Origin of the sequence: Cryobacterium sp. 10S3 (assembly GCF_034344045.1) — a bacterium.
Taxonomy (GTDB): domain Bacteria; phylum Actinomycetota; class Actinomycetes; order Actinomycetales; family Microbacteriaceae; genus Cryobacterium; species Cryobacterium glucosi.
The window spans coordinates 1338109-1356913 of record NZ_CP133773.1; the positions used below are offsets into that span (position 1 = coordinate 1338109).

At 69.0% G+C, this 18805-nt stretch carries 17 protein-coding genes; 13 read left to right on the plus strand and 4 right to left on the minus strand.

Going from position 1 to position 18805, the window contains the following annotated elements; translation table 11 throughout:
• Positions 1–62 precede the first annotated feature (62 nt).
• From RHM57_RS06230 to RHM57_RS06240, 3 genes are all read left to right on the plus strand, one after another.
• On the plus strand, positions 63–680 hold the full coding sequence (locus RHM57_RS06230) for a MarR family winged helix-turn-helix transcriptional regulator (RefSeq protein ID WP_134446120.1): 618 nt from the start codon (positions 63–65) through the stop codon (positions 678–680).
• Positions 681–689: 9 nt separating this feature from the next.
• Positions 690–1217 (plus strand): adenine phosphoribosyltransferase, encoded by a 528-nt coding sequence (locus RHM57_RS06235; protein ID WP_322189658.1) that lies wholly within the window; start codon positions 690–692, stop codon positions 1215–1217.
• A gap of 90 nt (positions 1218–1307) precedes the next feature.
• Positions 1308–1811, plus strand: a complete 504-nt coding sequence (locus RHM57_RS06240; protein ID WP_134446118.1) for an NUDIX domain-containing protein — start codon at positions 1308–1310, stop codon at positions 1809–1811.
• Between the two features lie 10 nt (positions 1812–1821).
• Here the strand turns inward: RHM57_RS06240 and RHM57_RS06245 are convergent, their stop codons facing one another.
• On the minus strand, positions 1822–2289 hold the full coding sequence (locus RHM57_RS06245) for a nitroreductase/quinone reductase family protein (RefSeq protein WP_322189659.1): 468 nt from the start codon (positions 2287–2289) through the stop codon (positions 1822–1824).
• 230 nt (positions 2290–2519) lie between these two features.
• Between RHM57_RS06245 and RHM57_RS06250 the strand changes: the two genes are divergently transcribed.
• On the plus strand, positions 2520–3074 hold the full coding sequence (locus tag RHM57_RS06250) for a hypothetical protein (protein ID WP_322189660.1): 555 nt from the start codon (positions 2520–2522) through the stop codon (positions 3072–3074).
• A gap of 52 nt (positions 3075–3126) precedes the next feature.
• On the opposite strand, the gene RHM57_RS06255 is transcribed toward RHM57_RS06250, so the two are convergent.
• The gene (locus tag RHM57_RS06255) at positions 3127–5769 is read right to left on the minus strand and encodes an ATP-dependent DNA ligase (RefSeq protein ID WP_322189661.1); all 2643 of its coding nucleotides are present in this window, start codon (positions 5767–5769) and stop codon (positions 3127–3129) included.
• 114 nt (positions 5770–5883) lie between these two features.
• On the opposite strand from RHM57_RS06255, the gene RHM57_RS06260 reads away from it, so the two are divergent.
• The 5 genes from RHM57_RS06260 (at position 5884) to RHM57_RS06280 (ending at position 9333) form a co-directional block, all read left to right on the plus strand.
• Positions 5884–6747 (plus strand): Ku protein, encoded by an 864-nt coding sequence (locus tag RHM57_RS06260; RefSeq protein ID WP_322189662.1) that lies wholly within the window; start codon positions 5884–5886, stop codon positions 6745–6747.
• A 28-nt stretch (positions 6748–6775) separates the two neighbouring features.
• The gene (locus tag RHM57_RS06265; protein ID WP_134446115.1) at positions 6776–7393 is read left to right on the plus strand and encodes a CDP-alcohol phosphatidyltransferase family protein; all 618 of its coding nucleotides are present in this window, start codon (positions 6776–6778) and stop codon (positions 7391–7393) included.
• Positions 7394–7479: 86 nt separating this feature from the next.
• Complete coding sequence (locus tag RHM57_RS06270; protein WP_134446136.1) at positions 7480–7893, plus strand: FHA domain-containing protein; 414 nt, start codon at positions 7480–7482, stop codon at positions 7891–7893.
• Positions 7893–8591, plus strand: coding sequence for a MerR family transcriptional regulator (locus tag RHM57_RS06275; protein ID WP_134446114.1), 699 nt, complete (start codon positions 7893–7895; stop codon positions 8589–8591). The genes RHM57_RS06270 and RHM57_RS06275 overlap by 1 nt, the downstream gene beginning before the upstream one ends.
• A gap of 190 nt (positions 8592–8781) precedes the next feature.
• Positions 8782–9333 carry a MerR family transcriptional regulator gene (locus RHM57_RS06280; protein WP_134446113.1) on the plus strand — a complete coding sequence of 184 codons (552 nt, stop codon included), beginning with the start codon at positions 8782–8784 and terminating at the stop codon, positions 9331–9333.
• A 216-nt stretch (positions 9334–9549) separates the two neighbouring features.
• On the opposite strand, the gene RHM57_RS06285 is transcribed toward RHM57_RS06280, so the two are convergent.
• Positions 9550–10356: a ParA family protein gene (locus RHM57_RS06285; protein ID WP_134446112.1), complete on the minus strand. Its 807-nt coding sequence runs from the start codon at positions 10354–10356 to the stop codon at positions 9550–9552.
• Positions 10357–10433: 77 nt separating this feature from the next.
• Here RHM57_RS06285 and RHM57_RS06290 point away from each other — a divergent pair, with 77 nt between their 5' ends.
• The 3 genes from RHM57_RS06290 (at position 10434) to def (ending at position 15835) form a co-directional block, all read left to right on the plus strand.
• On the plus strand, positions 10434–13838 hold the full coding sequence (locus RHM57_RS06290) for a pyruvate carboxylase (RefSeq protein ID WP_134446111.1): 3405 nt from the start codon (positions 10434–10436) through the stop codon (positions 13836–13838).
• Positions 13839–13927: 89 nt separating this feature from the next.
• Positions 13928–15292: a MinD/ParA family protein gene (locus RHM57_RS06295; protein WP_322189663.1), complete on the plus strand. Its 1365-nt coding sequence runs from the start codon at positions 13928–13930 to the stop codon at positions 15290–15292.
• A gap of 51 nt (positions 15293–15343) precedes the next feature.
• Complete coding sequence (gene def, locus RHM57_RS06300; protein WP_134446110.1) at positions 15344–15835, plus strand: peptide deformylase; 492 nt, start codon at positions 15344–15346, stop codon at positions 15833–15835.
• 7 nt (positions 15836–15842) lie between these two features.
• On the opposite strand, the gene RHM57_RS06305 is transcribed toward def, so the two are convergent.
• Positions 15843–17678, minus strand: a complete 1836-nt coding sequence (locus RHM57_RS06305; RefSeq protein WP_134446109.1) for an AMP-dependent synthetase/ligase — start codon at positions 17676–17678, stop codon at positions 15843–15845.
• Between the two features lie 168 nt (positions 17679–17846).
• On the opposite strand from RHM57_RS06305, the gene RHM57_RS06310 reads away from it, so the two are divergent.
• Positions 17847–18794, plus strand: coding sequence for an ROK family glucokinase (locus tag RHM57_RS06310; RefSeq protein ID WP_134446108.1), 948 nt, complete (start codon positions 17847–17849; stop codon positions 18792–18794).
• The last annotated feature ends 11 nt before the right edge of the window (positions 18795–18805 follow it).

The window sequence follows — 18805 nt, forward strand, 5'->3', positions numbered from 1 at the left end:
CCGCCACCATACCCGTAGATATTGCTAACCAAGTTAGCTAATCGTGAGGCTAGCATGGTGGAATGTCCGAACGAGCCACTTTCCCGCCCCGGTCTCCGTCGCCGGAGCCGAGCTTCTGGACCGGCCAGGGGAACAACGGGACGACCGGGACCACCGGTGCTCGCGACGTTCTCGCCGCGCTCCGGGCATTCCGGGCCGCGGATGCCGCGATGCGCGAGCGCGCCAGGGCCGAGCTCGCGGTGAACGAGACCGACCTCGTGGCCATCAGGCACCTGATCCAGCGCGAGGCCCGCCGGACCCCGGTCAGCCCGAAGGATCTCACCTCCCACCTCGGGATCTCCTCTGCCGCGACGTCGAAGCTGCTCGCGCGCCTGACCCGCACCGGGCACATCCGCCGCGAGGCGCACGCCGTGGACGGACGGGTCCAGCTCATCTTCGCGACGCCGGCGGCGCATCAGGAGGTGCGCCGGGCGCTCGGGGGCGTGCACGAGCGGATGTTCGCGGCCGCAGAGGACCTCGAACCGTCCGAACGAAACGCCGTTATCCGCTTCCTCACCGCCATCGCCGACGCCATGTCCGCAACGACGACGGACACCGCGTCGCACCACGGCGGCACTCCGACCGGGGTCACAGCCCCGAGCGGGGGGACCGAAGCGGTTCAGGGGCACTCGACCACCTAGGCTTGACCGGTGCCAACACCAGCAGCAGACCATGTGACCGCCCTCCTCGCGTCCTACCAGGACTTCCCGGAGACGGGCATCCTCTTCCGGGACCTCAACCCCGTTTTCGCGGACGCCGTGGCCTTCCGGGCGCTCATCGACGAACTCGCCGGGCGGTTCGCCGGGCAGTTCGACGCGGTCGCAGGAATCGAAGCGCGGGGTTTCCTGCTCGCGGCGGCCGTGGGATACGCGGCGGGGGCATCCGTGCTCGCCGTGCGCAAGGGCGGCAAGCTGCCCGGCTCCGTGCTGTCGGAGAACTACGACCTCGAATACGGTTCGGCGTGCCTCGAACTCGAGATCGGCCAGCTGCCGGAGGGATCCCGGGTGCTCGTCCTCGACGACGTGCTCGCGACGGGCGGAACGATCGCGGCCACCTCCCGGCTCATCCGGCGTGCCGGCTATCGACTGACGGGCGTCGGCGTCGTGCTCGAGCTCACCGAACTCCTCGGCCGCGACCGCCTCGGCACCACCCCGCTGCACACCATCGTCGCCCTGTAGAACCACCCCGCAGCGGGCAGGCACCGACCGCACTGTGCGAAAACCGCACGCTCTGGGCCGAATGGCGGCCGGATGCCGCATGCTTGGTTCATGACGGGAAACGGCGACGAGTGGGTCTTCGCGCCAGACGGCCGCAGGTTCTGGGGACGCTTCGGGGCCGCCGGGCTGCTCGTGCACCACGCCGACCTCGGGGTGCTGATGCAGCATCGCGCCGCGTGGAGCCACAACGGCGACACCTGGGGGCTTCCCGGCGGCGCCCGGCATGAACACGAGACCGCCCTCGAAGCCGCGCTCCGCGAGGCGAACGAGGAGGCCGGCGTGCCCGCCGAACTCGTGAGCGTGCAGTTCAGCTCGGTACTCGATCTCGGCTTCTGGTCGTATACGACGGTCGTCGTACGCGCCCTCGAACCCTTCGAGCCCGTGATCAGCGACCGTGAGAGCATCGCACTGCGCTGGGTGCCCGCCGAGCTCGTCGACGCACTGCCGTTGCACCCCGGCTTCGCCCTGAGCTGGCCGGCCCTGCGCGCCCGCCTGGACGGGGCGGATGCCGGCGGCCCGGCCACCGACGTCCGCTCGCCGGAGTCGCGCGCCTGACCCGGTGCAGTCAGACGGCGGTCAGCACCCGGAAGACGGGATGGTCCGCGGCGATCGCCTCGAATGCCGAAACGGGTTCGTGCCGGTCCACGGGAATGTGCGGGCGCCCGCCCGGGGCCTTCTCGGCGAAGCGTTTCAGGATCGGCGCGCGGTCCTCCGCCGGCACCTCGACGAGCCAGACCGGGCGCGCCGTGCGCCTGCGGAGCGTCGCCCGGCCGCCAGCCGCGCGCACGTTCCGCACCCAGTTGCATTCGCCGAGCATCGAGACGAGGTACCACTGGCCGTCAACGTCGGCCATCCCGATCGGGAACCGGGTCACCTGTCCGCTGCGTCGCCCGATGACCTCGAGGGAGACCCAGCGTCTCGGCAGCACTCCGAGGCGCAGCGCCCGGTTCCACAACCGTGCATAGCGCTTCGCCGTGGCGTTCCCCCGCCCGCCGGAATACATCGCGCGAAGCCGGTCTGCCTGGGCGCCCATTACCGCGCCCTCCTCACCGGACGGGACGCCGGCCGGGGGACCGCGTGCGAATCGCCCCGGGGAAGCCACGGCACGATCGGGCTCGCCACGCGCTGGTATGCGGGATAGTCCGTGTCCATGCCCGAAGCGTACGCCGGGTTCGGCCGTCCGGCACCGTGCTTCCGGCACGCTCCACCCGATCCGTGACACCGGCCCCGTGCGACCCGCTACCGTTGACACCCGGAGGAATCATGAAACTGGAACCGTTGTTCCTCAGGCTCGACCGGGTCGCCGGTGGTCGGTCCGTGGAATACACCATCGCGCCCGAGATGCGCCGGCACCCCAGGACCAGGCGCACGTTCGTCGCGATTCTCTGGCTCCTCGCCGCGGAACTGGTCCTCGGCGCGGCCGCGGTCGTCATCGCTGTCGTCCTGTTCCTCGGCGGCACCGAGATCCCGACCTCGGTCTGGATGCGCACCTTCGTTGTGCTCGCGATGACGCTCACCCTGCTCTACTTCGCCTGGCGGGCGCAGAAGGGCTTCTACTGGGCCTACCTCCGGCTGCGCCTGTTCAGCAAGATCTTTCCGGTGATCACGCTCGTCCTCGCCGCCATCCCGGGCCTGTACCCGTTGTGGATGGTCAGCGAGCAGATCCTGTTCAGCCTCATCATGATCGGCGTCGGAGACTACCTCTCCTCCGACCACATGCGCGAGGCGTTCCCCAGGCCGCCGCGCACACCGAAGCCGCCGCGCACCCCGAAGCCGCCGCGCACCCCGAAGCCGCCGCGCACCGCACCGCCGCGCTAGCCTGGCGCGTTACGGACCCCACCCGAATGTCGCAGGGCGCCGCGACGCAGGCTCAGGCCTCCCGCACGACCTCCTCCGCGGCCTTGTCCGGGCGCCAGCCCCGCCACGACGGATGCCGCAACCGGCCATCCGAGGTCCACTCGAGATAGTCGACCTCCCCGACCAGGACAGGCCGCACCCAGTGCGCGTCCCTCACATCGGCCGCCGGCACCGCAGCGAACGGGCTCTCCGCCTGCGCGAGCCGGTCGAGCCGGCCACGCAGCACGACCAGGTCCCTGTCGCGGAAACCGGTGCCGACCCTCCCGACGTACTCGAGCCCCGCCTCGGACGGAATCCCGAGGAGCAGCGAACCGAGCGACCGCGACCGGTTGCCGTTCCCGGTGCGCCAGCCGCCGATCACGACCTCCTGAGCCCGGTGGTGCTTGATCTTGATCCAGGACCGCGACCGCCGCCCGCCCTCGTATCCGCCGTCGGCGTCCTTCGCGACGATGCCCTCGAGGCCGAGCTCGCGACTCACCCGCACGGCATCCTGCGCGTCGCCGGGCAGGTCAGGCGACAGCTGCACCGCCCCGTCGCCCGTGACGAGCGACTCGAGGATCGCCCGTCGCTCCGAGTACGGCGTGCGGTTGAGGTCGACCCCGTCGCGTTCGAGCACGTCGAACACGAGGTACTGCACCGGGGTGGCGGCGGCCGCGGCGGCCACCGTGCGGCGGGTCAGGTGCATCCGGCTCTGCAGCAGGCCGAAGTTCGGCCTGCCGGAACGGTCGAGTGCGACGATCTCCCCGTCGAGCACCGCGCTGGCCGTGTCGACAGCGGTCGGAACCGCCGCGAGGAGCTCGGGGTAGGCATCCGTCACCTCGTTGCCCGCCCGGGTGAAGAGCCGCACCGGCCGTTCGGCGCCCACCGTCGACAGGTAGGCGAGCGCGCGAATGCCGTCCCACTTCGGTTCGAAGGCCCACCGGATGTCCGTGACCAGGTCCGCGGCCGATCCGAGCGTCGCAAGCATGGGCGTGTACCGCCCCCGCGGGCTCGCATCCGGCCGCCCGCCCGGCGCGACTCCGCCGGTCCCGGTGCCGGGGGCCGTTCCGGGAGTCCGTCCGGAGTCCGCACCGGTCTCGGGGCCCGGGTGACCCGATGTCGTCGCGGTGTCCGGTTCGGCAGCGGCTGATTCAGCAGCGGATGCGGCGGCCGGTGCCACCGCCCGCCGGACCCTGGCGCCGGCCTTCGGCTTCATCAGGTGGATGAGCCAGTTCTGGGCAGAGCGGTCGTGAGAACCCCGACCCTGCGCGTTCGTGCGGATGAGTGCGAACCTCCGAGTGCCCTCGAGGCCCCCGCCCGGCTCCCCGTGCAGGGTCGCGATGACCTCGTCCTCCCGCCATTTCTCGAGGTCGTAGCGGCCGCGATCCCAGATCGACACCGTGCCCGCCCCGTATTCCCCTGCCGGAATCTCACCCTCGAACCCGCCGTACTCGAGGGGATGGTCTTCGGTGCGCACGGCGAGGTGATTCTTCGCCGGATCCGTCGGCACCCCGCGCGGGAGCGCCCAGGAGGCGAGGACACCCTCGTGCTCGAGACGGAAGTCGTAGTGCAGGTTCCTGGCGTGGTGTTCCTGGATCACGAAGCCCTGCCGGTCGGGGCTCGCGGTCACGGCCCCGGTGCCTGCTTCCGGCACCGGCTCCGGGGTGCGCGCCGCCGAGCGTTTGCTGCGATACACGGCCAGCCGGTCCCCGGGGTCAGGCGCGGGGGCATCCGCCCCCGCATCGCGCGCCGCGTCCCGGGCCGGTTCGCGCGCCCCCGAACCGTGCGCTCCGAGCAGCGCGGCGAGCGGATCGCCGCCGTGTTCGACCCGGCTCAGCGCCTGCTTGTAGTCGAGCTGGGCGAGTCCGGGCTCGGCGAGCTCCCGCCAGGTGCGGGGCATCGCGACCATCGGCCGGAACGTGCCGCGCAGGGAATACGGCGTGATCGTGGTCTTCGCAGCGTTGTTCTGGCTCCAGTCCACGAGCACCTTGCCGCCCCTGATCGACTTCTTCATGTCGCTCACCACGAGGTCGGGGTGGTCGGCTTCGAGTGCTCTGGCGAGTTCGTGCGCAACCTGCGAGATCTCGTCGGAGGTATGGGTCAGGTCGAGCGCGGCATACAGGTGGATGCCCTTGCTCCCGCTCGTGACCGGGAGCGGGTCGAGTCCCATATCGCGCAGGATGGCGCGGGCGAGCCTGGCCACCTCTGCGCACTCCGGAAGGGTGACGCCCTCACCGGGGTCGAGGTCGAGCACGAGCCGGTCGGGGTTGCGCCGGCTGCCGTCCCGCCCGAACTGCCACTGCGGAACGTGGAGCTCGAGCGCCGACATCTGCCCGAGCCAGGTCAGGGTCGCGACGTCGTTCACGAGCGGATACACGTTCGTGTGGTCGGTGTGCTCGATCGAGTGGCGCTGCACCCAGCTCGGCGCTGAGTCCTCGAGGTTCTTCTGGAAGAACATCTTCTCCGGCTTCTCCGCCGTGCCGACCCCGTGCACCCAGCGCTTGCGGGTCGCCGCACGGTTCGCGGCGTGCGGCACGAGCACCTCGGCGATCGCGGCGTAGTACCCGAGGACATCCGCCTTTGTGGTGCCGGTCTCGGGGTAGAGCACCTTGTCGAGGTGCGTGAGAGTGATCCGGTGACCGTCGACGGACACGACCTGGCTCGTCGCCTCGTTCATCCGGCCTCCGTTCCGATCGATTCGCCCGGGTTCTCCCGATGCCGTTCCACCAGCATGCCCGCGCACTCCCCGTCCGGCTAGTACGGGCGGCGGATGCGGTGTCTACTGGTTCGCATGAGATCGATCTGGAAAGGCTCCATCACCTTCGGCCTCGTCAACGTGCCCGTCAAGGTCTACAGCGCGACAGAAGACCACGACACCGCGCTGCACCAGGTCCACGACGCCGACGGCGGACGCATCCGCTACCAGCGGCGGTGCTCCCGCTGCGGCCGGATCGTCGACTACGCCCACATCAACAAGGCGTACGACGACGGCGAGAACACGGTCGTGCTCACCGAGGAGGAGCTCCGCAGGCTGCCGGCGGAGAAGAGCAGGGAGATCGACGTCGTCGAGTTCGTGCCGAGCGAGCAGCTCGACCCGATGCTGTTCGAGAAGAGCTACTTCCTGGAACCGGACGGCGCATCGCCCAAGGCGTATGTCCTGCTCCGGCGCGCGCTCGAGGCGAGCGACCGCACCGCGATCGTGCGTTTCGCACTCCGCCAGAAGACCCGGCTCGGCGCGCTCCGGGTGCGCGGTGACGTGCTGCTCCTGCAGGCGCTGCTCTGGAGTGACGAGGTGCGGGAGGCCGACTTCCCCGCCCTGGCCGAATCCACGAAGATCTCGCGGCAGGAGCTCGAACTCTCGGCGGCGCTCGTCGAGTCCTTCGCCTCCGACTTCACCCCCCAGGACTACCGCGACGACTACCAGGACCAGCTCAGGGAGCTGATCGAAGCCAAACTCGCGGCCGGAGAGACCGTCGAGGCGGCCGAGGCAGGGGAGGCGGGGGAGGCCACAGGAGAGGAGTCCGGCGGCGGCGAGGTCCTCGACCTGATGGAGGCGCTCCGGCGCAGCGTCGAGCGCAGCCGGGGAGGAGGGAAGGGCGGCACCGCAGCGGAGGGCGACGACACGGCGCGGCCCGCGAAACGGCGCATTCCGTAGAGCGTCGGCGCATCGGTAGACTCGCACAATGGCAGGGGCGGAAGTACCCATCATCAGTTCCAGGGTTCTGACCCTGCCCAACCTGCTGAGCGCCCTCCGGCTCACCCTCGTCCCGGTCTTCCTCGTCCTGCTCGTCCGCGGCGCGGATGCCTGGGCCCTCCTCGTGCTCCTCGTCGCGAGCCTCACCGACTACCTCGACGGCGTGATCGCGCGGCGCTTCAACCAGATCACCCGGCTCGGCCAGCTCCTCGACCCCGCGGCCGACCGCCTCTACATCTTCGCGGCGCTCCTCGGCCTGGCCTGGCGCGACCTCGTGCCCTGGTGGATCGTCCTCATCGTGATCGGCAGGGACGTCTTCCTGCTCGGCCTCGGGATCGTCCTTGCGAACCACGGCTACGGTCCGCTCCCGGTCAACCTGCTCGGCAAGGCCGCGACCTTCTGCCTCTTTTATGCGCTGCCGCTGATCATGCTCGGCCAGGCTTTCCCGATGCTCGGCTGGTGGTCCCTTCCGATCGGCTGGGCCTTCGGAATCTGGGGGGCATTCCTGTATTGGTGGGCCGGAATCATCTACGCTTTCGAGACGGCCAGGGTGATTCGGATTCCGCGGGCCATACCGCCCATTCGATCGGATACGATTGGGGGGTAGGAGGTGTACCGGTGATTGATTCCAAAAAGCCAGATGAGAGCCAGCGTAAGGCCGCGCCCGAAGAATATTCCGGCACCGACACGACGATGACGTTCAGCCAGGGCTTCGCAGCCCAGCTCGCGGCCGTCGACAACGACGTGACGGCAGAAGAACAGGAAGCGATCTCGGCCCTTCCCTCCGGGTCGGCTCTCCTCGTCGTTCGCCGCGGTCCGAACTCGGGCGCCCGGTTCCTGCTCGATGCCGATGTGACGACCGTCGGTCGGCACCCGCACGCGGACATCTTCCTCGACGACGTGACCGTGTCCCGTCGGCACGCCGAGTTCCTCCGCCACGGAACCTCGTTCGAGGTCAAGGACCTCGTCTCCTTGAACGGCACCTATTTCGAGGGAGTGCGCATCGAAACCGCAGCGCTCCACGACAGGGATGAAGTCCAGGTCGGCAAGTTCCGGCTCACGTTCTACGCCTCGCGACTCGATCTGGCGCCACAGGCGAGCGAGTAGTGGCAGCGTCCTCCGCCCAGGCCAGGCAGCCGGGTGCGACGTCGCTGTTGAGCATCGGACAGGTGCTCGCTCGCCTGACCCCGGATTTTCCCGACCTCACCCCGTCGAAGCTGCGCTTCCTCGAGGAGCAGCGCCTCGTCGCTCCCGCGCGCACCGAATCCGGCTACCGCAAGTTCTGCGCGAGCGACCTCGACCGGCTCCGCCTGATCCTGTCGATGCAGCGCGACCTGTACCTTCCGCTCAAGGTCATCCGGGGCTACCTCGACGACCTCGACGCCGGCAACTCGCCGACGCTGCCCGGGGGAGTGACTCCGGGTCCGTCGATGCTGTCGACCGAACGGCGCCTCAGCCGGGACGAGCTCATCCGCGAGGCCGGGGCATCCGCCGCCCTGCTGCACGACGCCGTGTCCGCCTCGATCATCCTTCCGGCGGAAGTGTACGGTGACGACGCTCTCGGAGTCCTGCGTGCCCTTGTCGAGCTCCAGCACAGCGGGATCGAACCGAGGCACCTGCGCGGCTTCCGCGGCGCGGCAGAACGGGAACTGGGGCTGATCGAGAGCGCCCTGGTGCCGCTGTCCCGACGCAGGGATGCGTCGAGCCGGGCGAAGGCCGCGGAAATGGCCGTCGAAATCGCCGGCAATTTCGAAGTCATCCGCGGCAGCCTGATCCGTTCGGCGCTCGGTCGCCTCACCAGTTAAGCTCGGCCGGATCGCCAGGAAGTCGTAGACTGCTGGAAGCGCCGCCGGACCGAATCCGATCCGGGCGAACCCCACCGATGGCAGTCGTACGACACGCCGACGCGTTCGGGCGGATGTCCGGGCCTGGGTCCAGTACCTCGGTAGCGTTGCATCTGCGGCCGCGCCGCACCCCATTCCGAGAGGCTATCGTATGAGCGAGCTCAGCAAGCGTGACGACGCCTCCCGCTACGGTGACGGACTCCTGTTCACAGACGGCATGCCGGACCTCGATGAGAATTCCGGGTACCGGGGCGCCGTCGCGGCCCGTGCCGCCGGCATCACCTACCGCCAGCTGGACTACTGGGCCCGTACCGAACTCGTCGAACCGACGGTGCGCGGTGCGACCGGCTCCGGCACGCAGCGGCTCTACGGCTTCCGCGACATTCTCGTCCTCAAGCTCGTCAAACGCCTCCTCGACACCGGCATCTCACTCCAGCAGATCCGCACGGCCGTCAACCAGCTCCGCGAGTCCGGGGTCAGCGACCTCGCCCAGACGACGCTCATGAGCGACGGCGCGAGCGTCTATCTCTGCACGTCCAACGACGAGGTCATCGATCTCGTCAGCCGCGGCCAGGGCGTCTTCGGAATCGCCGTCGGCAAGGTCCTGCGCGAGGTCGAGACGACCCTCGTCGAGCTCGACTCCCAGCCGTCCGACCCTTCCGACGAACTCGCCGTCCGCCGCCTCGCCCGCAAGGTCTCCTAACCCACCAGCAGGTCGAGCTCGCCATCAGGACTGGCTCGGTGGCAGGACTCGCTCGGTGGCAAGACGCGCTCGCTGGCAGGACTCGCTCGCCGCAAGGACACCCGCTTTCTCGCGGCCCCCGCGATCGAGGTGCGGAAAAGGCACCTTCGTCCCGCCTGGGAAGGTCTTTCGTCCGCAACCCAGCGCGGAATGTGACCCGGTTTGGGGCGGATCCGCCTAGCGCTGCTCCGCGTATTCGCCGATGCGTGCGGTGCGGAGGATACGGTCGAGCAGCTGGTCGAAGTAGCGGGCCATCTCCTGCGCGCTGTCGCCGGGCCAGGTGTGCAGCGGCTTCGCGGCGCCCTGCGCCTGCTGCAGCGACGTGCGCTCCGGCAGCTGGGGGCTGAGCACGAGCGGTCCGAACATGTCCCGCAGTTCCTTGATCCGGAACTGGTGCTCGAGGGACGCGATCCTGGCACGATTCACGATGATGCCGAGCGGCTGCAGCCGCGGGCTGAGTCCGCGGCGGATCTCCTCGATCGCGCGCAGTGCGCGGTCGGCGGCGGCGACGGAGAACAGCCCGGGCTCTGTGACGACGGCGACGCGGTCGCTCGCCGCCCACGCGGTCCGGGTCAGGGCGTTGAGGGAGGGCGCGCAGTCGATCAGCACCAGGTCGTAGTCCTTCTCGACCGTCGACAGGGCTTCTTCGAGCTTCCAGATGTCGCGGATGCTCGGGTGCGGACCGTCGAAGTTGATGGCGGACGGGCTGCCGATCATGACGTCGATCGTGCCCTGCTGGCCGCGGGTCCAGCCGCTCGGCACGATGGCGGCACGGACGATCTTTTCCTTGGGGGATGCGAGGACGTCGGCGATGTTCAGGTGGCCGGCGACCTCGATGTCCATGCCGGTCGACACGTCCGATTGCGGGTCGATGTCGACGACCAGGGTCCGTACGCCGCGGGCGAAGGCAGCAGACGCCAGACCCAGGGTCACTGTGGTCTTGCCTACTCCTCCCTTGAGGGAGCTAACGCTTAGTACGTGCACAAGTAGATACGTTACCTTCACTAGTCTTAGAGAACCTAACCGCCAGCTGTGTGCCCGTCGCCTCCTGAAAGGTCTGTATGTTCACGAAGATTCTTGTTGCCAACCGCGGAGAAATCGCGATTCGCGCGTTTCGTGCAGCGTATGAACTCGGCGCGAAAACCGTCGCCGTTTATCCGTTCGAAGACCGGAATTCCCTCCATCGCCTGAAGGCGGACGAGGCGTACCAGATCGGCGAACCCGGGCACCCGGTCAGGGCATACCTGACCGTGAGCGAGATCATCCGGGTCGCCGTCGAGAGCGGCGCCGACGCCATTTACCCCGGCTACGGCTTCCTTTCCGAGAACCCCGAGCTCGCACTCGCCGCCCGCGAGGCCGGCATCACCTTCATCGGCCCCGGCGAGCACGTGCTCGAAATGGCCGGAAACAAGGTCACCGCCAAGGAGCACGCGATCGCTGCTGGCGTTCCCGTGCTCAAGTCGAGCGCGCCATCGAAGGACCTCGACGAGCTCATCGCCGCAGCTGCCGACATCGGCTTCCCGATCTTCGCCAAGGCCGTCGCCGGCGGCGGCGGTCGCGGCATGCGCCGCGTCGCGAGCATGGAGGACCTGCGCGGTTCCCTCGAGGAGGCCATGCGCGAGGCCAACAGCGCCTTCGGCGACTCGACCATGTTCCTCGAGCAGGCCGTGCTCCGCCCCCGGCACATCGAAGTGCAGATCCTCGCGGACTCGACCGGCGAAACCGTGCACCTCTTCGAGCGGGACTGCTCCGTGCAGCGTCGCCACCAGAAGGTCATCGAGATCGCGCCGGCCCCGAACCTCAGCGACGAGATCCGTACCCGTCTCTACGCGGATGCCGTGGCTTTCGCCCGCTCCATCGGTTACGTCAACGCGGGCACCGTCGAGTTCCTGCTCGACACCGTCGGGGAGCGCGCAGGCCAGCACGTCTTCATCGAGATGAACCCGCGGATCCAGGTCGAGCACACCGTGACGGAAGAGGTCACAGACGTCGACCTCGTCGTCGCCCAGATCCGCATCGCCGCGGGGGAGACCCTCGCCGAACTCGGGCTCCTCCAGGACCAGATCCACCTGCGCGGTGCCGCGCTCCAGTGCCGCATCACCACCGAGGACCCCACGATGGGGTTCCGGCCGGACACCGGGAAGATCACGACGTATCGCTCACCCGGCGGGGCAGGCATCCGCCTCGACGGTGGAACCATCAACCCGGGCGCGCAGATCAGCCCGCACTTCGACTCGATGCTCGCGAAGCTCACCTGCCGCGGTCGCGACTTCACCGCAGCCGTCACGCGCTCCAAGCGGGCACTCGCCGAGTTCCGCATCCGCGGCGTCTCCACGAACGTCGCCTTCCTCCAGGCCGTCCTGGAAGACCCGGGCTTCGCGGCCGGCGACCTCAGCACCTCCTTCATCGACGAACGGCCAGACCTGCTCCGCGCCCGCGTCTCGAAGGACCGTGGAACGAAGATCCTGAACTGGCTCGCCGACGTCACCGTCAACAAGCCCAACGGGGTCCCGATCACCCTGCTGAACCCGGCAGAGAAGCTTCCGAAGCTCGACCTCAGCGTCCCGGCCCCCGCGGGCTCCCGCCAGCGGCTGCAGCTGCTCGGCCCGGCCGGTTTCGCCGCGGAACTCCGCGCCCAGACCGCACTCGCCGTGACGGACACCACGTTCCGCGACGCCCACCAGTCGCTCCTGGCGACAAGGGTGCGCACGAGGGACCTCGTCGCCGTCGCGCCGTACGTCGCCCGGATGACGCCGGAGCTCCTCTCGATCGAGGCCTGGGGCGGCGCGACCTACGACGTCGCGCTCCGCTTCCTCGGCGAGGACCCGTGGGAACGGCTCGCCGCCCTGCGGGCCGCGCTCCCGAACATCAACGTGCAGATGCTGCTCCGCGGCCGGAACACGGTCGGATACACGCCGTACCCGACCGAGGTCACCGACGCCTTCGTGCGGGAAGCGTCCGACACGGGCGTCGACATCTTCCGGATCTTCGACGCCCTCAACGACGTCTCGCAGATGCGCCCGGCGATCGATGCCGTCCTCGGCACCGGAACGAGCATCGCCGAGGTCGCACTCTGCTACACGGGCGACCTGCTCGACCCCGCGGAGGACCTCTACACGCTCGACTACTACCTGCGCCTCGCGGAGCAGATCGTCGACACCGGCGCGCACATCATCGCGATCAAGGACATGGCCGGGCTGCTTCGCCCGGCGGCCGCGGAGAAGCTCGTCGGAGCGCTCCGCGAGCGCTTCGCGCTCCCGGTGCACGTCCACACCCACGACACTCCCGGCGGCCAGCTCGCGACCCTGCTCGCCGCCGCGCGCGCGGGCGCCGACGCTGTCGACGTCGCGAGCGCACCGATGGCCGGCACCACGAGCCAGCCGTCTGCGTCCTCGCTCGTCGCCGCGCTCGCGCACACCGAACGCGACACCGGCATCTCGCTCAAGGCCGTCTGCGACCTCGAACCGTACTGGGAAGACGTGCGCCGCGTCTACCACCCCTTCGAATCGGGGCTCCGGGCCCCGACCGGGCGGGTCTACAGCCACGAGATCCCCGGTGGCCAGCTCTCCAACCTCCGCACCCAGGCCGTCGCACTCGGCCTCGCCGACGACTTCGAGCTCATCGAGGACATGTACGCCGCCGCGAACCAGATCCTCGGCCGCGTTCCCAAGGTCACGCCCTCGTCCAAGGTCGTCGGCGACCTCGCCCTCTATCTCGCCGCCGTCCGCGCCGACCCGGAGGACTTCGCCGCGAACCCGGGCAACTACGACGTGCCAGACTCGGTGATCGGCTTCATGGCCGGCGAACTGGGCGACCTGCCCGGCGGCTGGCCGGAGCCCTTCCGCAGCAAGGTGCTCGCCGGTCGCAGCATCCACATCGGCGTCACCGAGCTGACAGCACCCGAGCGCGAGGCGCTCGACGGCGACAGCCTGACCCGTCGCTCGATGCTCAACCAGCTGCTCTTCCCCGGACCGACCCGCCAGTTCGAGCAGATCCGCGAGCTGTTCGGCGACCTCTCCGTCGTCGACACCGTCGACTACCTCAACGGGCTGCAGCAGGGTATCGAACACTCGGTCGAGATCGACAAGGGCGTTCGCCTCTACGTCGGACTCGAGGCGATCGGCGAGGCGGACGACAAGGGCATGCGCACCGTCATGACCACGCTCAACGGCCAGCTGCGCCCCGTGTTCGTGCGCGACCGCGGCATCACCGTGAGCACCAAGGCCGCCGAGAAAGCGGATGCGAACCGGCCGGGCCAGGTCGCGGCTCCCTTCTCCGGGGTGGTCACCCTGCAGGTCGAGGAAGGCGCGATCGTCGAGGCCGGCCAGACCGTCGCATCCATCGAAGCCATGAAAATGGAGGCGGCCATCACCTCCCCGATCGCCGGTGTCGTCGAGCGGGTGGCGATCCCGAAGACGCAGCAGGTGGACGCCGGCGACCTCCTCGTGGTGGTGCGCCCGCGCTAGGCTGAAGGTCGATCGGCCGTCGCCCACCGTGGCGCCGGCCGGCCGGGGGCCCAGGCCGGGCCGACATTTTCACGACGAAGGGACGGACTGTGGTGCCGGAAAAGCGCACGGATACCGGAATCTCTTCGACGGGCGGCGGAGACGCGCAGCCCGGTGACGAGTACAACAGCGAGCTGCCGCCGCACACGATCGACAACCTCGCCGCTGCGCTGCCGGCAGGGCTCGCAGCCGCACCCCTCGCGTCGCCGGCGCTCGGGAGTACCGGCCCCGAAGGCGGGGGCGATGCTGGCCGCCCCGCGACGCACACCATCGAGATCAACACCGGGCCGGGCATCCGGGTCCCGGCCGGCGACCGCGTGACCCGGAACGACCGCGCCGACCGGGGTGAGCGCCTCGGCGCCGCCGCAGCAGGGGCCGTGCAGTCCCTCTCCGGCCCTGCGCAGACCGGTCCGGCGGATGCCGGGGCGCAGTCCCGCAGGGAGCGCCTGCGTCCCGATGGCGGCACCGTCCCGGAATCGGCGGCCATGCTCACGTCGGAACGCCTGCTCGCGGTCAATCGCCGCACCCAGCCGCCGCCCCACGGAGGCTGGAACGCCTTCGTCTACGCCGCGACGCTGCACCTCGTGAACCTCGGCGACTCGGCGAAGGTCCGCGCCCACAAGGACATGGACGCCCTGATCCGCAAGGAGTTCGACGGCGGCACCCGGTTCGTGCCGATCCTCACCCGCAAGGGCGGTGTCGGCAAGACCACGGTCACGGCCCTGCTCGGCATGGCCCTCGCCGACGCACGCGAAGACCGCATCATCGCCGTCGACGCCAACCCCGACCGCGGCACCCTCTCCGAACGGGTCAGCAAGCAGACGAGGTCGACCGTGCGCGACGTCGTCACGAAGGCCGCGTCCATCGGTGGCTTCACCGACTTCTCCACCCTCGTCTCCCGCGACGCGACCCGGCTCGACATCCTCGCCTCCGACACAGACCCGCTCCTGTCCGAAGCCTTCGACGAGGACGACTACAACGTGGTGGCCGACCTCGCGGCCCGGTACTACTCGATCATGCTCACCGATTGCGGCACCGGGATCGTGCACTCCGTGATGCGGGCGACCCTGCAGCGTGCTGACTCGATCGTGGTCGTCTCCGGAGGCAGCGTCGACGAAGCCAGGCTCGCCTCTGAGACCCTGACCTGGCTCGACGCCAACGGCTACGGCGACCTCGTCCGCAACTCGATCGTCGCGCTCAACACCGCGACCCAGGGCACCAACCTCGTGAAACTCGAGGAGATCGAGTCGCACTTCCGGTCGAGGGTCCGCGAGATCGTGCGTATCCCCTACGACCCGCAACTGGCGGCGGGGAGCGTGATCTCGTGGGAGGACCTGAAACCGATCACCCGGCTTGCCGCCCGCACCCTTGCTGCTCTCGTGGTCGAGGGCCTTCCTGCCCACCGCGGCGCGTGAAGCGCACCCGGTCAACCGACGTGCCCGTACCAACTGACTTGGAGTATTCCTGTGCCTGAGCGCCAGATCCGTCTCTTCGGAGATCCCGTTTTGAAGACCGTGTCCGCGCCGATCGAGATCATCGACGACCGGGTCACCCGGCTCGTCGTCGATCTCCTCGACAGCGTGCGCCTGCCCGGCCGCGCCGGCGTCGCCGCTGCCCAGATCGGCGTCAACCTGCGCGCGTTCAGTTACAACGTCGATGGCGTGATCGGGTACATCCTGAACCCCGTCGTCGTCGAGGTATCCGGCGAGCCCGCCCTCGTCGAAGAGGGCTGCCTGTCCGTTCCCGGCCTGTGGTACCCCACCAAGCGGTACCCGTTCGCGAGGGTCACCGGAACCGACCTCGCCGGCGAGCCCGTCGAACTCGCCGGCGACGGGCTGATGGCCCAGGCCCTGCAGCACGAGACCGACCACCTCGACGGTTTCCTCTACATCGACAAGCTCGACAAGGAGAACCGCCGGGCGGCCATGAAGGAGATCCGCGAGTCGGACTGGTTCTGACCGACCGTCAGCGCACGACCGGGTTCTGCTCGGTGACGACGGGCACGCCCTGGTACATGCCCTCGATGGTCGCGGAGAAGTCCCGCATGATCACGTCGCGCTTGATGCTGAGCTTCGGCGTGAGATAGCCGTTGTCCTCGGTGAGCTCGACGGTGAGGATCACGAACTTGCGGATCGACTCCGCACGCGACACGTGGGAGTTGGCGTGGTCGATGGCACGCTGCACCTCGGCGAGCACCGCAGGATTGACGGCCGCCTCGGCAAGTGACATCGAGGCATCCTCGCCGTTGTTGTGCAGCCAGACCGCGAGCATGTCGGGGTCGAGTGTGACGAGCGCAGCGATGAAGGGCTTGCGGTCCCCGACGACGATGACCTGGCCGACGAGGGGGTTGGAGCGGATCGGGTCCTCGAGCGCGGCAGGGGCGACGTTCTTGCCGCCCGCCGTGACGATGATCTCCTTCTTGCGTGCCGTGATGGTGACGAAGCCGTCCGCGTCGAAGTCGCCGATGTCGCCCGTGCGGAACCAGCCGTCGTCGAAGGCGGCCTGGGTCGCCTCCGGGTTGTGCCAGTACTCCTTGAAGACGTTGACGCCCTTCACCTCGATCTCGCCGTCGTCCATGATGCGGATCGAGACGCCGGGGATGGGAGGGCCGACGGTACCGACCTTGAACTGGTCTGTGCGGCCGACCGTCGCAGGGGCCGTGGTCTCGGTGAGCCCGTAGCCCTCGAGGATCTTGATGCCGAGGCTGTGGTAGAAGTGGCCGAGGAACTCGCCGAGGGGAGCGGAGCCGGAGACGGCGTAGCGCACCTTCCCGCCCATGGCCGTGCGGAGCTTGCTGTAGACGAGACGGTCGAAGATCGCGAACCGGATCTTCATCGAGAGGCTCACCGGGGTTCCCTCGGCGAGTGCCTTGGAGTGCTTGACGGCGAGGTGCGCGGCCGCCTCGAAGATCTTGCCGCGACCGGCGGCCTCTGCCTTCTGCTCCGCCGAGTTGTAGACCTTCTCGAACACCCGCGGAACCGCGAGAAGGAACGTCGGCTTGAAGGTCGCGAGCGCAGGCAGCAACTGCCGGGTGTCCGGCTGGTGGCCGACCCGCACGTTCCCGTGCACGCACAGCACGGCGATGAACCGGGCGAAGACGTGCGCGGTCGTGATGAACAGCAGGGTGGATGCGCCGTCCTCGTGGGTGAGGACGTCCGAGAGGGCGACGCCCGCGTTCCGGGAGGTCTCGACGAAGTTGGAGTGCGTGAGCACGCACCCCTTCGGCCGTCCGGTGGTTCCTGCGGTGTAGATCAGGGTCGCGATGTCTGCGCCGGTCGCGAGGTGGCGGCGGCGCTCGATCTCGGCATCCGGAACGTTGACGCCTCCGGCGACGATCTTCGCCAGGTCGCCGAGGTCGATCTGCCAGACGGTTCCGATGTTCGGAAGGTCGGGGTGCACCTCGTCGAACTTGGCGAAGTGGTCTGCGGTCTCGAGGATCACGGCGGCGGCGCCGGAGTCGCCGAGGATCCACTGCATCTGGGTGGGAGAGCTGGTCTCGTAGACCGGGACCAGGACGGCGCCGGCGTACCAGGTCGCGAAGTCGATCAGGGTCCACTCGTAGCGCGTCTTGCACATCAGGCCGATTTTGTCGCCGGGTTCGATGCCTGCTGCGACGAGCCCCTTGGCGAGGCCAACGACCTGACGGTGGAATTCGGATGTGGTCACGGGAGCCCAGCCGGCACCGCGGGGAACCGAGAAAAGCACGGAATCCGGGGTCGCGGCGAGGCGATCTGCGAGGAGGTCGGTGATGTTCGCCCCTGGATCGGCAGGGACGACTGCGGGCATATCGAACTGTTTCACGGCAACTCCTCTGGTACCGGGCGGATGTGCACACTCTAGCCGGGCGGAATGCGGAGCAGTCGTTTCGACTCGCAGCGCCGCGGCTCAGTACACTCTAGAGGGACGCCTCAGCATAAGTGTGTGCTGAGCTGGGCGGATGCCCGAGACTATCTACGAAAGAGGCCGGCTGTGCACGCCATTGGAATCGACATCGGCGGCACGAAGATAGCTGGAGCCCTGGTCGACGAGTTCGGCACCATTCTCCGTTCCGAGCGCACGCCCACAACGGCGGGGGACCCGCGCGCCATCGAAGACGCCGTCGTCGAGATGATCCAGAAACTCGCCGTCGGAGAGGACGTCATCGCGGCCGGCGTGGCAGCTGCCGGCTTCATCGACTCCGCGCAGTCCACGGTGTACTACGCCCCCAACATCAACTGGCGCAACGAACCGCTCCGGGCGACCCTCGAGGAGCGGCTCAACCTCCCGATCCTGATCGAGAACGACGCGAACGCGGCCGGTTGGGCCGAATTCTGCTTCGGTGCCGGCCAGGTCTACAGCGACATGGTCACGCTGACCATCGGCACCGGTGTCGGCGGCGCGATCGTTTCCAACGACCGCCTGTTCCGCGGCGGCTTCGGCTGCGGCGCAGAGCTCGGCCACGTGCGCATCGTCCCGGACGGCCTGCCGTGCGGCTGCGGTGCCCAGGGCTGCATCGAGCAGTACGGCTCTGGCAGGGCCCTGCTCCGCATCGCCAACTCCCTTGCGGATGCCGGCGGTATCGGCCTCGGCCTCGCATCCGCCCGTGACCGCAAGGGCAAGCTCAGCGGCAAGGACGTCGGCCGCCTGATCCAGGACGGCGACCCGGGGGCACTCGCGGCCCTCCGCCAGCTCGGCGACGCGCTCGGCCAGGCCTGCGCCTCGCTCGCGGCCGTGCTCGACCCGCAGATCTTCGTCTTCGGCGGGGGAGTCGCCGACGCCGGCGAGCTGCTCCTCGAACCGATTCGCACCGCGTACCTCGAAAACCTTCCGGCACGGGGCTACCATCCCGAAGCGGAATTCGCGATTGCCCAACTCGTCAACGATGCCGGAGTTGTCGGCGCTGCAGACCTGGCGCGGAAGCACGTCTTCCCGATCTAGGCTGTGCCCGA

What these genes read in the sequence shown, in the direction of transcription:
- RHM57_RS06230 (WP_134446120.1), top strand. Translation starts at nt 63, where the DNA reads ATGTCCGAACGAGCCACTTTCCCGCCCCGGTCTCCGTCGCCGGAGCCG.
- RHM57_RS06265 (WP_134446115.1), top strand. Translation starts at nt 6,776, where the DNA reads ATGGCAGGGGCGGAAGTACCCATCATCAGTTCCAGGGTTCTGACCCTG.
- RHM57_RS06270 (WP_134446136.1), top strand. Translation starts at nt 7,480, where the DNA reads ATGACGTTCAGCCAGGGCTTCGCAGCCCAGCTCGCGGCCGTCGACAAC.
- RHM57_RS06290 (WP_134446111.1), top strand. Translation starts at nt 10,434, where the DNA reads ATGTTCACGAAGATTCTTGTTGCCAACCGCGGAGAAATCGCGATTCGC.
- RHM57_RS06250 (WP_322189660.1), top strand. Translation starts at nt 2,520, where the DNA reads ATGAAACTGGAACCGTTGTTCCTCAGGCTCGACCGGGTCGCCGGTGGT.
- RHM57_RS06245 (WP_322189659.1), bottom strand. Translation starts at nt 2,289, where the DNA reads ATGGGCGCCCAGGCAGACCGGCTTCGCGCGATGTATTCCGGCGGGCGG.
- RHM57_RS06260 (WP_322189662.1), top strand. Translation starts at nt 5,884, where the DNA reads ATGAGATCGATCTGGAAAGGCTCCATCACCTTCGGCCTCGTCAACGTG.
- RHM57_RS06255 (WP_322189661.1), bottom strand. Translation starts at nt 5,769, where the DNA reads ATGAACGAGGCGACGAGCCAGGTCGTGTCCGTCGACGGTCACCGGATC.
- RHM57_RS06240 (WP_134446118.1), top strand. Translation starts at nt 1,308, where the DNA reads ATGACGGGAAACGGCGACGAGTGGGTCTTCGCGCCAGACGGCCGCAGG.
- RHM57_RS06280 (WP_134446113.1), top strand. Translation starts at nt 8,782, where the DNA reads ATGAGCGAGCTCAGCAAGCGTGACGACGCCTCCCGCTACGGTGACGGA.